Raw genomic sequence first — 14,769 nt, 5'->3', positions numbered from 1 at the left:
TTCACTACTCCTTTTTCATCCTATTTAGGCTGTTTTTTCAACCTTTAAGATTTTGACATCATAGCTACCAACTGGTGTTTCAATCGTTGCAGTATCGCCAGTCTTCTTGCCAATTAGAGCACGGCCAATCGGACTTTCATTTGATACTTTACCAGCAAAAGCATCTGCACCTGCAGAACCGACGATGATGTAGACCTCTTCTTCGTCTTCACCGACTTCTTGGATTGTTACTGTTTTACCGATTGCTACCTCATCTTGGGCAACTGCATCGCTATTAACAATTTCAGCATAACGAATTTTTGTTTCTAGACTTGAAATTTGTCCTTCAACAAAAGCTTGTTCATCTTTCGCTGCTTCATACTCACTATTTTCTGAAAGGTCTCCATAGGAACGAGCAATCTTGATACGCTCTACGACTTCGGGACGACGGACGAGTTTCAACTCCTCTAATTCTTTTTCTAGTTTTTCCTTTTCTTCAAGGGTCATTGGGTAAGTTTTTTCTGCCATTTTTTTAACTTTCTATTCTATTTACTTTTTTAAAACAAAATTATGTGGAAAACCACATAATTTTAGTTTGAACTACTTGCTTGAGGTAACTTACTATTGATATGCTCTGCAACGTTTTGATCATGTTCTTCTTTTGTTGTCGCAAAGTATACTTTACCGTCTTCAACATTGGCTACAAAGTACAAGTACTCACTCTTTGTTTGGTTTACACTTGCTTCAATCGCATCCAAACTTGGGCTATCAACCGGTCCAGGCATGAGGCCAAGGTGTGTATAAACATTGTATGGTGAATCAATCGTTGTATCAATTCCAGCGTCATCTGCTAAACTAATCTTTTGACCAAGTTTTCCTTGAGCATATAGGATAGCGATATTACTTTGAAGTGGCATACCAACATTCAAGCGGTTATAGAAGACACCTGCGATTTTCTTGCGGTCTTCGGTCTTAGCACCTTCTTTTTCGACAAGAGAAGCAATGCTGAGCAATTCATTAACTGTCAGATTCTTTTCTTTGATCGTAGCGTAATATGGTGACATAGCCTTATCCATAGCAGCCACCATCTCATCAATCAAACTTTCAACAGTTGTATCGTCTTTGATCGTATAGGTTGCTGGGAAAAGGTAACCTTCAAGACGATAACGAACGCCACTGTCTTTTGTTGGAAGACTTCCAAGTAGGTTTGGATACTTGGCTACTAATTGTGAGATAAAGGTCTCATCTTGAGCTTTTGCCAAGAAAGCATCCGCAGTAAGAGGTTCTTTAAATTCACCTTGAAGTTGTCCTACTGTTTGAGCGATTTGCTCTAATGTATAGCCTTCTGGAATTGTCAAGTTTGCAAGAACAGGTGCCTGAGCTTCAGGAGTCCCACCTTTTTCTAATTCTTGAATCAACTCATCCGTACTCATACTCTTCTTCAAGTTGTAATAACCTGACTTCAAGTTAGCATGGCTATAATATTTAGCATAAAGACTAAAGATAAGTCCATGTTTAACCAAACCAGATTTTTCCAAGGTGCTTCCAATTTCTTGAACATTTGCACCGTCTGGGATTTGAACCGTTACGTAGTCCTTAGAGCTCGCGTCCACAGGTTTCAAGGAATCTTGAACGTAACCATAACCAAAGTAACCACCAACTGCAACGAGTACTAGGAGAACTAGAACTGTTACTAGGCAACCTTTAGCTTTTGATTTTTTCTTTTTCTTAGTTGGTGTTGCACCTTGACGACGACTACGACGCGGAGCATCAGCTAATCCACTGCTAGATTCTGTAGAAACAGGCTCAACTCTTTCAGGCATCCCTGGGGTGATTTCCTCTTTCTTGTCTTCTGTTTTATAGGTTACGGCAACCTTAGTCGGAGTATCGTTAAAATCTTTTTCTTCGGGTTTAAGCTCAACTGGTTCTACCTTAGGCTGAACAGGTTCCACTACAGGTTCTTCAGCCAGATGAATCGGCTCTACTAGAGGTTCTTCAGATTCTACAACCTCAATCTTGTCGATGATTGGCTGTCTAATCTCTTTCTCTTCTTGTTCATCCATTTCATCAGTTCTAGCACTTGAAAGTGGAGGAACACTTGGTGCATTCTTTAGGATTTTATCGACAACAGATAGGGAATCAGCCATCAACTCTTCTGTTGACGTTTCTGGTTCAAGATCTGAAGGAGTTGCTGAACTAGCTTGGGATGATGAAGCCGTCAGATTTAGAATCTCTACTTCTTTCTCTCTTCTATCTTGTTCTTTTACTCTTTCTAAATCACGTAGAATTTGCTCTTTAAAGCTTAATTTTTCTTCTTCTCTTGATTTTTCAGTCAAAAGCATTACCTCCTTGTTGACAATCCATAATATTATATCTTAAAAGTCTCAGAAAAGCAACCAACTAGGGCATTCCCTAGCTGTTTTCTTTATTTTCAGGCTGCCAGATCATATCATACCATGTTTCCCCAGCAAAGCTTGACTGGGATATTCCCTCATTAACAAAGCCGTGCTTTTCGTAATAGGAGATAAGGTAATCATGACACGTCAGGTTAATGCCCTCTCGTTCATGTTCTAAAGCGACTTCTTTCAGAGCCTTTAATAGTCTTTTCCCTACCCCCAAAGCTTGTGCTTCCTTGGCAATCGATAGGCAAGTCACAGAAATATAACCTCCAGGTTGATGGCTATAGTCTTTTATTTTTTCTGTAAAGGACTGATCATCTAGATAGCGGTGTGGGACGACTGGACCTTCGATATAACCAAGAATACGCCCCTCTTTTTCAGCTACGAGAAAACTGGTCTGAATTTCCCGCAAATGCGCCTCAAAGACCGAACGAGGAATGGCTTCTTCAAGGGAAAAATTCTCTAGTTCTATCTCTATAATCCGATCTAAATCCGAAAATCTTGCTTGTCTGATTTTCATATTTCCTCCTGATAAAAAGGATTGACCCAAGTCAGATACCATTCAGAACTACTGCCATAATGATTCTCTGTCACTTCTTCTTCTTCAACAAAACCATTCATTTCAAAATAAGATAGTAGTTCATCAGGACTCTGCAAAAGAATACCTTGATAATCTAGTTCGACTGTCACCTGTTTCAAGGCTGCAAGAAGAAGAGTTCCCAGCCCCTGTCCCCAATGGTCAGGATGAATGGTCAAGGATTTTATTTCTATCCATTTGGAATGAATAGACTCAGCTTCTCCTAAAACATAGCCTAGGAGCCGATTTTCATCCCCAGCTACAAGAAAGGTACCCGCAGTCTTGCGGATACTCTCTTCTAAGGATTGACGGCTAAGTGCCTCTTCTAACGAAGGATTGGCTTCTTCAATCGCCAACATTTCTTCTAAATCTGATAAGGTAGCTTGCCTTATAGTAATTGGAATTTCCATCTGTTTTCCTTATTGGACGTTGCTTGTCAAGTTAGACAAGAGACGTTCAAATGAATATTCATAGGTTTGGATGTCTCCAGCACCCATAAAGACGTAAACAGCATTGTCATGGTCTAGGAGTGGAGATACATTCTCAACAGTGATAACCTGGTGTTTCTTGTTGATTTTATTGGCTAAGTCTTCTACTTTGACATCACCATGGTCCACTTCACGAGCTGATCCATAAATTTGTGCTAGGTAAACCGCATCCGCTTGGTTCAAAGCATGGGCAAATTCGTCCAACAAGGCAATGGTTCTTGTAAAGGTATGCGGTTGGAAGATTGCTACGATTTCCTTGCTTGGATATTTTTGACGAGCCGCATCCAAGGTTGCAATGATTTCTGTTGGATGGTGGGCAAAGTCATCAATAATCACTGTATCATTGACTATTTTTTCAGTGAAACGACGCTTAACACCTGCAAAAGTTTTCAAGTGTTCACGGACCAAGTTCAAATCAAATCCAGCTGTGTAAAGAAGACCAATAACAGCTGTCGCATTCATAATATTGTGACGACCAAAGGTTGGAATGTGGAATTGACCCAACTCTTGTCCACGGAAGTGAACGGTGAATGTTGAACCAGTCGTAGAACGAAGAAGATCACTAGCTACAAAGTCATTGCCCTCAGCTTCAAACCCATAGTAATAGATTGGCGCATTGGCAGTGATCTTACGCAACTCAGCATCCTCACCGTATACAAACAAACCTTTGGTAATTTGTTTGGCATAGTCGTTAAAGGCATTGAAAACGTCCTCTAGACTTGTAAAGTAGTCTGGATGGTCAAAGTCAATGTTGGTGATGATAGAGTATTCTGGATGGTAAGGCATGAAATGGCGCTCATATTCGTCTGATTCAAAGACAAAATATTTGGCATTGGCTGAACCACGACCCGTTCCGTCACCAATCAAGAAACTGGTATCTGTGATGTGAGACAAGACGTGTGACAACATACCGGTTGTTGAAGTTTTGCCATGAGCTCCTGCCACTCCCATGCTGACAAAGTCGCGCATAAAGCTACCTAGGAATTCATGGTAACGTTTGTAGCTGATACCATTTTGATCTGCATAGGCGATTTCAACGTTGTTATCTGGACGGAAGGCATTCCCCGCGATAATCTCCACATCACCTTGTAGGTTCTTTTCATCAAAAGGAAGAATCGCAATTCCTGCCTGCTCTAGCCCACGTTGAGTAAAGTAGTATTTTTCAACGTCTGAACCTTGAACCTTGTGTCCCATTTGGTGCAACATCAAAGCTAGGGCACTCATCCCTGATCCCTTGATTCCAATAAAATGATATGTTTTTGACATGCTTTTCTCCCCTACTCAGTAATTCTTGTCAGATTCAACTCTTGGGCAACCTGACGTTCCTGTTCTGTTTGCTTATTCTTTTTATTATAGATTTGACTCTTCTTTAGAAAATCGTAGTTGTTCTTTTTAGCTTTTTCCATTTGGTTTTTCGGAGTTGGATTCGCCACTTGACCAACCTCCTCAGCTAAGATATAGTGAGACTGGCTCAAGTTTTTACTAAATTTGGCAAACTCACCTGGATTTTCCTTTTGAAATGGTGCTGTTGGTTGGTTTCCTTGACGAACAAGTGTTGAACCATTGTGTCGTCTAGTATGACTAACATCCTGAGTCAAATACTTGGCTGAACGTTTCTTCTTCAAGTCCGCACGCGCCTCTTCTCGAGCCAATTCAGCATAGGTTTTTTCAACTTTTTTAGGTTCTGGACTTGGCTTTGACTCCTTATTAACCACTGGAGAAACTACAGTTTCTTCCTCATTGATAGGAGACCAATCCAAATAGTTCTTATCGCGGTAATCACCTTTGATATTGCTAATAAAGTCTGACTCATCGTACAAGTCCATGACTGGCATTTTGGTCAGCATGATCTCATCATCTGACACCAATGGAAATCGATCTTGTTTCATTTTGTATTTCCTTTCAACACTTCATTATAGCGTATTGTCTTGATTTTTCAAGTGCTGGCTTCAGAAATTCCCAAAATTTCACGAATTTCTGCCAGACTGAGACTCGCACGCGACTCCGTACCATCTAAAACTTGGGAAACCAAATGTTTCTTTTGTTCTTGAAGCTCCTGGATTTTTTCTTCAATGGTTCCCTTAGTAATCAAACGATAGACCTCGACCATCTGCTCCTGCCCCATGCGGTGGGCTCGTCCGATAGCCTGAGCTTCGACAGCGGGATTCCACCAGAGGTCAACCAAAATAACCGTATCAGCTCCCGTTAAATTGAGACCAACACCACCCGCCTTAAGGGAGATGAGAAAGGCATCTCTCTCCCCTTGGTTAAAGGCCTTAGTCATCTCCTGTCTGTCTTGAGCAGGAGTTGAGCCTGTGATTTTGAAAGAAGTCAAGTCCAAGTCTGGGAGTTCTTGCTCGATTCTTTCCAACATTCCTTTGAACTGGGAGAAAATCAAGACCCGATGGCCACCATCTGCCACTTGTAGCAATAAATCTCGGAGACTATCGAGTTTACCACTGGCTCCTTGGTAATCGTCCATGAAGAGAGCTGGCGTATCGCAAATCTGGCGCAATCGCATGAGGCCAGATAAGATTTCTACCCGACTTCTCTGGAATTCTTGATCTGTCACTTGCGCTAGGCGGTCTCGCATCTGTTGCAACTGGGCGAGATAGATGGCCTTCTGCTGGTCTTCCAGTTCATTTTTATAGACGACTTCGATCAGGTCAGGTAGTTCTGTAAGGACTTCTTCTTTCTTACGCCTCATGACGAAAGGCTTGATAAACTGCGCGACTCGGTCAGCCGGTAATTTCATAAACTCCTTTTTACTTGGTAAGAGCCCCGGAAGGACAATTTGAAAGATAGACCACAACTCTCCTAAATGGTTTTCGATAGGCGTACCTGACAAAGCAAAAACTGCTGGCACCACAAACTGGCGCAAACTCTGAGCAATCTTGGTCTGGGCATTTTTCATGACCTGGGCTTCATCTAAGAAGAGAAAATCAAAAGCCATCTCTTGATAAAGCTCGCTGTCTTGACGAAAGGTGGCATAGCTAGTCACATAGATTTGGTGATTTTCAGAAAGAATTGCTTCTCGATTCGCTTTCAAACCATGAACGACAGCCAAATCCAATTGTGGGGCAAATTTCCTGAATTCATCTGCCCAATTATAGATCAAACCTGACGGAGCCAAAATCAAGACCCGACTATCTTCTGTCACCTGACTGGTCAAAAAAGCAATAGTTTGCAGTGTTTTTCCCAGTCCCATATCATCGGCTAGGATGCCACCAAAGCCATAGTGATGAAGCATCTGGAGCCAACGGACACCCTTTTCCTGATAGTCTCTCAAACTCGCCTGCACCCGTATATCTCCCAAAGGAAAGTCCTCTGGATGGGTCAAATCATGAGCTAAATGCTGAAATTCTTCCGAGAAGGAGATCCTGTCTCGACCTTCAAACAACTGAGACAAACTGTAAGCTAGGGATTTCCGAGCCTGAAAAGAACCATCTTTTAGCTCAACCCCCAGTTCCTGCAAATTTTGACGAATCTGCTTGGTTTCCTCATCAAAAAAGTACACTTGGTCAGAAGAACTGATATAGAAATCCTGATTGCTGGTCAGGGCTTTAAGAGCTTGATCAATCTCTTCTTGGGCAATCCCTTGGAAATCAAACTGAATCTCCAACAGTCCTCCCTTGGACTCAATCTGAACCTGAGGAGCTTGGACACTGTAGAGCTGATTCATCTCATCAGACAAGAAAACCTGACCCAACTTCTCAAAAGCTGGAATCGTACGGTGAAAGAAAGAATAAACTGCCTCTGGCTTCAAAGCCTGTCTCCAAGACTGAAAATCAGCCTCAAAACCAGCCCCTAAACAGACTTGAAATAGTTGGTTTTCCAAGACAGCATCACTTGAAAAAGGTAATTGTTCCAGCTGTTGACGACTAGTCACCTTAACATCTCCATAGTCAAATTGGATATCCAAACGGATGCTGCCGTCATCCTCCCTATCAAAGTAAAAGATTGGTGAAAAGGGGCTGATTTGCAAGCGCTCAGGAGCAGAAACTATACCCAGCTGTCCAAATAAAGGAAGACAGGCGGCCAGACGATCACGATCACTGTTGTCAAACTGGAGGCATTTTCTCCCTCTTTCCTCCTGAGGGAGATCCTTTATTTCCTTTAGGAGGCTGATTTGTTTAGGATTTAAGAGATAAAGATTCCCCTTACGAAAGAGAACCGCTCCCCCATAGAATACGTTAACTCGGTCAGTCTCAGAAATTTCCATCTCAAAATAATCGGGATACTCCTGCACGGAAAAAGAGAAAATCTCTGCATCTGGATCTAAATCATGAAAGAGAAGATTTTCATAACTAGTAATCTGATGTTCGAAATGAAAATCTTCCAAGTTCATCAGCAACTCCACTCCCTGCTCAAAAAAGGTCAGAGGGAAAAAGAGGTGACGACCTTGATTGGGGAAAAAGAGGTCTTGACTCAGTCCCTCCTCAATTAAGCCACATAAAAAAGTAAGAACTTCTTGACTAGCTGTATCAAAAGCATCCCAAGACAAGTCATTTTCATAGTGCTTCCCAATCATATATGGCTTTCGATGGACTAAGACCTTCAAAAAGAGAGGGATGTCACGAATGACATAATATTTTTGACTATCAGCTAAACCGATTCGGAGAGTCCAAAGGAGGCGATTGGTTCCAGCTTCCACCTGGCCTTGAGACGACAAAGTGTAGATTTTCTCTCTCTTCTGAGGTTGGATACACTCCAAAAAACTACCGCCAAAACTAACCTTGGTTTCGACCTCTTCTTGCTCTTCATGTCCTTTTTCTAAGGCTCGTAAAATCACCTGGCCTTCTTCATCATTCTTCAGATAATGCTCGAGCGCTGCGAGGTGAACACAGTAACTTCTTTTTTGGAAAAAATCGCAAGCACAAAAAACCAGATCATCCTCTAAACTGTAGCGCAAGTCTTCTCCCGCCACACGAGTATAGAGGCGATTCCCTTTTTCCTTGATTATCTCAATGTTGCCTGTTTCATAGAGTGCAACCCCCTCCATGCGCAACTTTCCCGGAATCAATTTAGCCATAGTTACCCCTTTATCTTATCTTTTCATTATACCACATTTTCCCCTACGAAAATAGCCTTCTAGGAAGACTTTTCTCCTAGAAGGCTCGATTTTTAAAGTGTAGCAAAAGTGGTCACGATGCGTTGGCAAACCTCTTCCAGTACTGACTTCGGCATAGCCACATTGAGGCGGGCATGAAGAGTTCCCTCCTCTCCAAAGTCCAAACCTCGATTCAAGATAACCTTGGCTTCATTCTTCAAAAGCTCTTGCAAGCGGTCATCCGTTAGGTCATAGGCTGAAAAATCAAGCCAGATCAAGTAGGTACCTTGCGGTTTCATGACCTTAATCTTGGTTTCGTTGCCCAAAACATCCACTACATAGTAAATGTGGTCCTCAATGACTTCTTTCAACTCTCCTAACCAGTCCTTGCCATAACGGTAGGCAGCTTCTGTCGCCAAATACCCCAATCCTGAGATTTCATGTTGGTTATTGGCCAACTGGCGTTTTTGGAAAGCCACACGAAGCTTTGGATTTTCAATAACTGCATAGGAATTCTTGGTCCCAGCAATATTAAAGGTCTTAGTGGCACTACTCAAGATAAGAGCAAAGTCTTTAAAGGCGGGATCAATGGTATTGAATGACTGGTGTTTGTGACCAAAGAGAGCCAAATCTTGGTGAATCTCATCTGAAACCAACAAAACACCATGTTTTTGGCAGAGATGACCAATCTTTTCTAACACTTCCTTTTCCCAAACACGGCCCCCAGGATTATGAGGATTGCAGAGGATATAAAGCTTCACATCCTCTTCCACCAATTGCTTCTCCAACTGGTCAAAGTCAATCTCAAACAGCCCATCCTCTTCCACCAAAGAATTGGTAATCAATCTGCGATTGTTCAGTTTGACACTGCGTGCAAAAGGTGGATAGACCGGTGTGTTAATCAGAACAGCCTCTCCTTCTTTTGTAAAGGCTTGAATGGCTGTTGAAATAGCTGGTACCACTCCCTCGATAAAGACGAGGGCATCCTTGTCAAAGCGATAGCCGTGTTGACTGGCTTCCCAGTCCTGAACCGACTCAATCAAAGCATCACTAGCATAAGTATAGCCATAGACCAACTGATCTGCGTAGGCTTGTACAGCTTGTCGAACCTCAGGCAAAACCACAAAGTCCATATCTGCTATCCAGGCTGGTAGAACTTCTCGGTCAGCTTCTGCTTCTTTCCATTTATAGGTATGGTGCCCAAAACGATTGGGCAGGCTTGTAAAATCATATTTTCCCATATCTATCTTATCCTTCCAAAGCTTGGCGCAAGTCCGCAATCAAATCTCTAGCATCTTCAATCCCAATTGACAAGCGCAAGAGGTCATCTGTTAAGCCATAGGAATTGCGCACTTCTGCTGGAATATCCGCATGGGTTTGAGTCGTCGGATAGGTGATCAGACTCTCTACTCCACCCAAACTTTCCGCAAATGAAAAGACCTTGAGGCTATTTAAAATATGAGGAATACGTTTTTCATCCACTACTTTAAAGGAAATCATACCCCCACGTCCAGTATAGAGCACTTCCTTGACAGCAGGTGAATCCTTCAAAAAGGCAACCACTTCTTGGGCATTGGCTGTAGAACGCTCCATACGAAGAGGCAGAGTTTTAAGACCACGAATCAACTGATAACTATCAAATGGTGACAAGACCGCACCTGTCGTATTGAGATTATAGAAAAGTTGTTCATATAGTTCTAAACTATTAGTCACAACCACCCCAGCTAAGACATCATTGTGCCCTGCTAGATACTTGGTGGCAGAATGAAGAACGATATCCGCACCATCTTCAATCGGACGTTGGTAAATCGGACTGTAGAAGGTATTGTCCACCACTACCTTGGCACCCTTGGCATGAGCTAGTTTGGCTAGTTTGGCAATATCAAATTCCAACATCAAGGGATTGGTTGGTGTTTCAATATAGAGAACATCCACATCTTTCTCTAACTCAGCGACAAGCTCTTCTTCTGTATTGGCATAGGTAAAATGGAAACGGCCTTCTTGCTCGACTTGATTGAACCAACGGAAAGAACCCCCATACAGATCGCGTACAGCCAAGACTTTACTTCCTACTGGAAAAACACTAAAGGCCAGTACAATCGCAGCCATTCCTGAGCTCGTTGCTAGGGCATAGTCCGCTGATTCAATAGCCGCCAAAACCTCCTCCGCCTTACTACGAGTTGGGTTTTTAGTACGGGTATAGTCAAATCCCGTAGACTGACCGAACTCCGGATGCTGATAAGTGGTTGAAAAATGAAGCGGTGTTACCAAGGCACCTGTAGCCTCATCTGACTTGATTCCCGCCTGGGCCAAAATTGTGTTGATGTGTAGTTCTTTGCTCATACAATACCTCCAAATCTATAGTAACTATTGTACCACTTATTTTTACTAACTCATTTTCTTGTTTTCAAGAGCTAGTTATAGTTTCAAACTATATAAAAACGATAGTTCCTTGAGAAACTATCGTTTTTCCTGTTGAATAGACTGGTTATTTAACGTGTTTTGCCAGTTCTTCTTGGGCTTTTTTATTTGATTCTTCTTTTTCTTTTAGCCATTTTTCTTTAGCTTTTTCATACTCATCAGTCGTTACAGTCTTATCTTGCAACTTGAGATATTTGTATGATTCGACACCCTTATTTCCAGCTTGTGAGAATGGCGCTGAGAATGGAACTGTCTTTCTCAAGCCAGGTGTTCCACCTTGGGAAACGTTTGGAATTGCAAGGGCGCTATCAACGAGCCAAGCTTGAATTTCAGCATATTTTTCATAACGTTTTGCTGGATCTTGCTCCTTGTTCGCTTCTTCTAACATTTGAGTGTAAGTATCCAGACCAACTGCCTTGGCCTTGTCATTGACTTCACCTGGCTCTAAACCAAGGTTTTGCAACATACCACCGTTATTGACATTTAGGATATCTAGATAACTTGATGGATCCAAGTAGTCAGCACTCCAACCGCCATTATAGATATCAAAGTCTTTTTGAGCTGCGGTTTGAGCGAGGTAGCTAGAATTATCGTAGTCATCTGTTGATAACTGTTGGATATCAATAACCACATTCTCAGCTCCTAGAACAGATTCGATGGATTGTTTCAAAGAGCTTGCTTCAAGTACGCCTTTTTTAGCTGATTGGTCCACAGATACATCCAAGTGGATTGGGAATTGCACACCCTTAGCTTCCAATTCTTTCTTAGCTTCTGCAAATTTAGCTTTAGCCTTGTCAGGATTGTAGTATGGGTCTTGCGCATCTGCAAAGTTGATTCCTTGCCATTCTTGGCCATAGTTGACCATCTTTTCTGAAACAACATCGCCAAAGTCTTTTCCGTTGATACTTACAAACGTAGGAGGTACCACTAGGTTACGAATAATCTTCGTTGCTCCATCTTCCCCTTGAGATTGAGCTCCATAGGCTGTACGGTTGTAAGCATAGTTGAAGGCTTGACGGAAGTTTTTATTCAGAACTGCTTCCTGGGTAGATTTCTTTTCGATATCTGAGGATTTAGACGTGAAGTTATAAGATTTTCTGTCCAAGTTGAAGTTCAAGTAATAAGAAGTTGCATTTTGCATACTATAGATGATGTTATCCTTGTTCTTCTCTTTAATTCCTTCAAAGCTTGAGCTATTTGGATAGAGACGTGCGTAGCTGTAGACTCCTTCTACGAAGTTACGAGCTAGGGCATCCTGGTCACTACCGTCATAGTAAGTCAATTTCACATCATCCACAAAGACATTTTTAGCGTCCCAGTAATTTGGATTTTTCTTGTATTCGATAACAGATTTTGAAACAAACGATTTCATCAAGAAAGGTCCACTATACAAAATGCTAGAAGGATCTACCTTACCAAAATCATCCCCTTTTGATTTTAGGAAGTCTGCATTGACAGGGAAGAGAATGGTTGAAGTTGTTTTAGAATTCCAATAAGGTTCTGGACGTGTCAAAGTATACTGAACTGTTTGGTCGTCAATCGCCTTAACACCGACTGTTGAAAAGTCAGTTGTTTTCCCGTTGATATAGTCATCCAAACCTGCTACAGAGTCTTGAACCAGGTACAAGGCTTCGGATTTTTTATCAGCAGCATATTTCAAACCTGTCACAAAGTCTTGGGCCGTTACAGGGGCGTATTCTTCACCCTCATAAGTATACCATTTTGCATCCTTACGCAATTTGTAGGTATAGGTCAAACCGTCCTGAGAAACAGTCCAATCTTCTGCCAATGATGGAACATAGTTACCATATTGGTCATTTTCCATTAACCCATCCACCAAATTGGTCACGATGTCGTTGGTTGTTGCACGGTTTTCTGCGAGATAGTTCAAACTGGATGGATCGCTCGAATAAACATAGTTATATGTTTTAGTAGCGCTACTTGAATTTCCACATGCGCTCAGTAGAATACCAGCGCTTAACACGACACTTGCAAGTGTCAGATACTTGGCCTTAGACTTTTTCATTTCCAGAACCTCCTGTTTAAAAGTTTTGTCTTATTATACAGCTTTGGTTTTATTTAGTCAAGTAATTTCTGAAGAAAAACTTAAAAAAGCATATTTTTTGCTCTTAATTTTAGAAAAAGTTCTCTTTTTTTAAGAAAAATGTAGAATAAAAACCTTTCTGTTAAAGAAAGGTTAAATTTATTACTTTTATTTATAAATCTTTTTACGAGATTTTCAGTCGTGTACGTAGTCTGTCTGCTTGAGCTTTGCCGATTATCTTGTCTAAGAGTCGAGTTCGTAGGCTCATCAAACCATAAAGACCTCCCCCAAGTCCCCCGATGAGAGCCACATAAAGGAAACTCCAGAAACGTCCACTTGGCTGGAAGACAAAACCGAGTAGCCACTGAAAGAAGCCAACTAGGATAAACATGACGAGGGTCAAGATGGTAATCAAAATGGTTCGCTTCAATATAATCTTTCGACGAGCACCCGTTACCTGGCAGATGTCTCGGTACATCAGGACATTCGGAATAATCAAACCGATAGTCGTTGAAATCAAGGGACCGTAGCTGTGGAAAATAGCAATGGTTGGCAATTGCAAGACGATCTTAGCAATGGAACCATAGACAAAATAAAGAACTGCCTTGCGGTTGCGGAACATGGCCTGAAGCATAGGAGACAAGACCATATACAAGCCTAGGATAGTAGACTGCAAAACTGCAAAGACAAATAAGCCCATGGCCAGACTATCTGGCTTACCGTAAAAGACTGTATAAAGAGGCTCCCCTACCATGACCACTCCAACCGTTGCCGGCAGTAGAAATAAGAAAAGCATGGTGAGGCTATCTTGGACTAGGCGAGCCGCTGCCTGCAAGTCACCTTTTACATAGTTTTCCGTCAACAATGGCAAACCGACACTCCCAATTGAAACCCCCACAGAGATTAAAATCATAGTAATTTTATTAGGATTGGCTGAAAAATAAGAAAACATGACAACCAAGTCTTCATTGCTGTAGTTGGTAAACCACTTCATACTATTGATAAAGGTCATCTGGTCTAAGATTTGGAAGAGTTGAATGGCTGATCCTGTCAGGATAAAGGGAATGGCTTCCTTGATGGTATCGACTAAGAGTCGCTTACTATTGATTTTATCCCGTGTTTCAAAGACTCTTTTAAGCAAACCTTCTTGGGCAAGGAAATAAATCAAAACTGCAAAACTTGCCACCATCCCCACAAAGGCTGCAAAGGTTGACTGAGTAACGGCTGATAAGTAGTCACCAGAACCCATCTTCATAATGAAGAAGGTTGCCAACAACATCCAGATAACACGGATCACCTGCTCGGCGATTTGACTCATGGCATAAGGTTTCAGGTTATTCATCCCTTGGAAGAAGCCTCGGATGACGCTCATTGACGGGAAAATCAAGACCGCCCACGCCAAACTCTGCATGATAGGTATCAAATCTTTCCCCACACCTGATAAATCTGCTAACCAGGGAGAAAAGAGATACAAGACCAAGGCAAAGACCAGTCCCAAGCCAGTCATAAAGCCTAGGAAACTCCGAATCAAGGCAAAGCTGTGTTCTTCTTCTCGCATGGTATTGTATTTAGCTACTTGTTTAGCGACCGCAACTGGGATACCCGCTGTTGAAATCAGCAAGAACCAAGCATAAATATTGTAGCCCATAGTAAAGAGTCCATTTGCCTTAGCGGCATAAGTCCCCATCCAGATATACCAGGGAATAATATAGATAGCACCAAGGAGGCGACTAATAAAGTTACTAGCTGTTAGCCAAGCAGTCCCTCGCAACATCTGGGCTTGCTGGTGATTGTTTTCGTTAGACATAGCT

At 42.0% G+C, this 14,769-nt stretch carries 11 protein-coding genes; all 11 read right to left on the bottom strand.

The annotated features are described in order from the left end of the window. Positions 1–24: 24 nt before the first annotated feature. The 11 genes from greA to NML69_RS07590 all read right to left on the bottom strand — a co-directional run bounded on the left by greA (position 25) and on the right by NML69_RS07590 (position 14,765). Positions 25–507, bottom strand: a complete 483-nt coding sequence (gene greA / locus NML69_RS07640) for a transcription elongation factor GreA (protein ID WP_000818765.1) — start codon at positions 505–507, stop codon at positions 25–27. A 62-nt stretch (positions 508–569) separates the two neighbouring features. Beyond that, a complete protein-coding gene (gene mltG / locus NML69_RS07635) occupies positions 570–2,321 on the bottom strand; it encodes an endolytic transglycosylase MltG (RefSeq protein WP_198459412.1) in 1,752 nt (583 codons plus the stop codon). Between the two features lie 70 nt (positions 2,322–2,391). Beyond that, positions 2,392–2,898: a GNAT family N-acetyltransferase gene (locus NML69_RS07630; protein ID WP_254726117.1), complete on the bottom strand. Its 507-nt coding sequence runs from the start codon at positions 2,896–2,898 to the stop codon at positions 2,392–2,394. Then, positions 2,895–3,365 (bottom strand): GNAT family N-acetyltransferase, encoded by a 471-nt coding sequence (locus NML69_RS07625; protein WP_198459410.1) that lies wholly within the window; start codon positions 3,363–3,365, stop codon positions 2,895–2,897. Before NML69_RS07625 ends, NML69_RS07630 begins: the two co-directional genes overlap by 4 nt. 9 nt (positions 3,366–3,374) lie before the next feature. After that, on the bottom strand, positions 3,375–4,709 hold the full coding sequence (gene murC, locus NML69_RS07620; RefSeq protein WP_000048076.1) for a UDP-N-acetylmuramate--L-alanine ligase: 1,335 nt from the start codon (positions 4,707–4,709) through the stop codon (positions 3,375–3,377). Between the two features lie 11 nt (positions 4,710–4,720). Next, positions 4,721–5,332 carry a cystathionine gamma-synthase gene (locus NML69_RS07615; protein WP_254726115.1) on the bottom strand — a complete coding sequence of 204 codons (612 nt, stop codon included), beginning with the start codon at positions 5,330–5,332 and terminating at the stop codon, positions 4,721–4,723. A 47-nt stretch (positions 5,333–5,379) separates the two neighbouring features. Further along, the gene (locus tag NML69_RS07610; RefSeq protein ID WP_254726113.1) at positions 5,380–8,475 is read right to left on the bottom strand and encodes a DEAD/DEAH box helicase; all 3,096 of its coding nucleotides are present in this window, start codon (positions 8,473–8,475) and stop codon (positions 5,380–5,382) included. 92 nt (positions 8,476–8,567) lie between these two features. After that, positions 8,568–9,734: a MalY/PatB family protein gene (locus tag NML69_RS07605; RefSeq protein ID WP_254726111.1), complete on the bottom strand. Its 1,167-nt coding sequence runs from the start codon at positions 9,732–9,734 to the stop codon at positions 8,568–8,570. A gap of 7 nt (positions 9,735–9,741) precedes the next feature. Beyond that, the gene (locus NML69_RS07600) at positions 9,742–10,836 is read right to left on the bottom strand and encodes a cystathionine gamma-synthase (RefSeq protein WP_254726110.1); all 1,095 of its coding nucleotides are present in this window, start codon (positions 10,834–10,836) and stop codon (positions 9,742–9,744) included. Between the two features lie 145 nt (positions 10,837–10,981). After that, positions 10,982–12,940 (bottom strand): peptide ABC transporter substrate-binding protein, encoded by a 1,959-nt coding sequence (locus NML69_RS07595; RefSeq protein WP_254726108.1) that lies wholly within the window; start codon positions 12,938–12,940, stop codon positions 10,982–10,984. Positions 12,941–13,142: 202 nt separating this feature from the next. After that, positions 13,143–14,765 (bottom strand): polysaccharide biosynthesis protein, encoded by a 1,623-nt coding sequence (locus NML69_RS07590; protein WP_254726106.1) that lies wholly within the window; start codon positions 14,763–14,765, stop codon positions 13,143–13,145. Positions 14,766–14,769: the final 4 nt, after the last annotated feature.

Origin of the sequence: Streptococcus sp. CF8-6 (genome assembly GCF_024295845.1) — a bacterium.
GTDB lineage: Bacteria > Bacillota > Bacilli > Lactobacillales > Streptococcaceae > Streptococcus > Streptococcus oralis_BO.
Note: the sequence above shows the minus strand (reverse complement) of the source record. Positions and strands in the feature narration are given on the sequence as shown.

What these genes read in the sequence shown, in the direction of transcription:
- NML69_RS07605 (WP_254726111.1), bottom strand. Translation starts at nt 9,734, where the DNA reads ATGGGAAAATATGATTTTACAAGCCTGCCCAATCGTTTTGGGCACCAT.
- NML69_RS07595 (WP_254726108.1), bottom strand. Translation starts at nt 12,940, where the DNA reads ATGAAAAAGTCTAAGGCCAAGTATCTGACACTTGCAAGTGTCGTGTTA.
- NML69_RS07600 (WP_254726110.1), bottom strand. Translation starts at nt 10,836, where the DNA reads ATGAGCAAAGAACTACACATCAACACAATTTTGGCCCAGGCGGGAATC.
- NML69_RS07610 (WP_254726113.1), bottom strand. Translation starts at nt 8,475, where the DNA reads ATGGCTAAATTGATTCCGGGAAAGTTGCGCATGGAGGGGGTTGCACTC.
- NML69_RS07625 (WP_198459410.1), bottom strand. Translation starts at nt 3,365, where the DNA reads ATGGAAATTCCAATTACTATAAGGCAAGCTACCTTATCAGATTTAGAA.
- murC (WP_000048076.1), bottom strand. Translation starts at nt 4,709, where the DNA reads ATGTCAAAAACATATCATTTTATTGGAATCAAGGGATCAGGGATGAGT.
- NML69_RS07615 (WP_254726115.1), bottom strand. Translation starts at nt 5,332, where the DNA reads ATGAAACAAGATCGATTTCCATTGGTGTCAGATGATGAGATCATGCTG.
- greA (WP_000818765.1), bottom strand. Translation starts at nt 507, where the DNA reads ATGGCAGAAAAAACTTACCCAATGACCCTTGAAGAAAAGGAAAAACTA.
- NML69_RS07590 (WP_254726106.1), bottom strand. Translation starts at nt 14,765, where the DNA reads ATGTCTAACGAAAACAATCACCAGCAAGCCCAGATGTTGCGAGGGACT.
- NML69_RS07630 (WP_254726117.1), bottom strand. Translation starts at nt 2,898, where the DNA reads ATGAAAATCAGACAAGCAAGATTTTCGGATTTAGATCGGATTATAGAG.
- mltG (WP_198459412.1), bottom strand. Translation starts at nt 2,321, where the DNA reads ATGCTTTTGACTGAAAAATCAAGAGAAGAAGAAAAATTAAGCTTTAAA.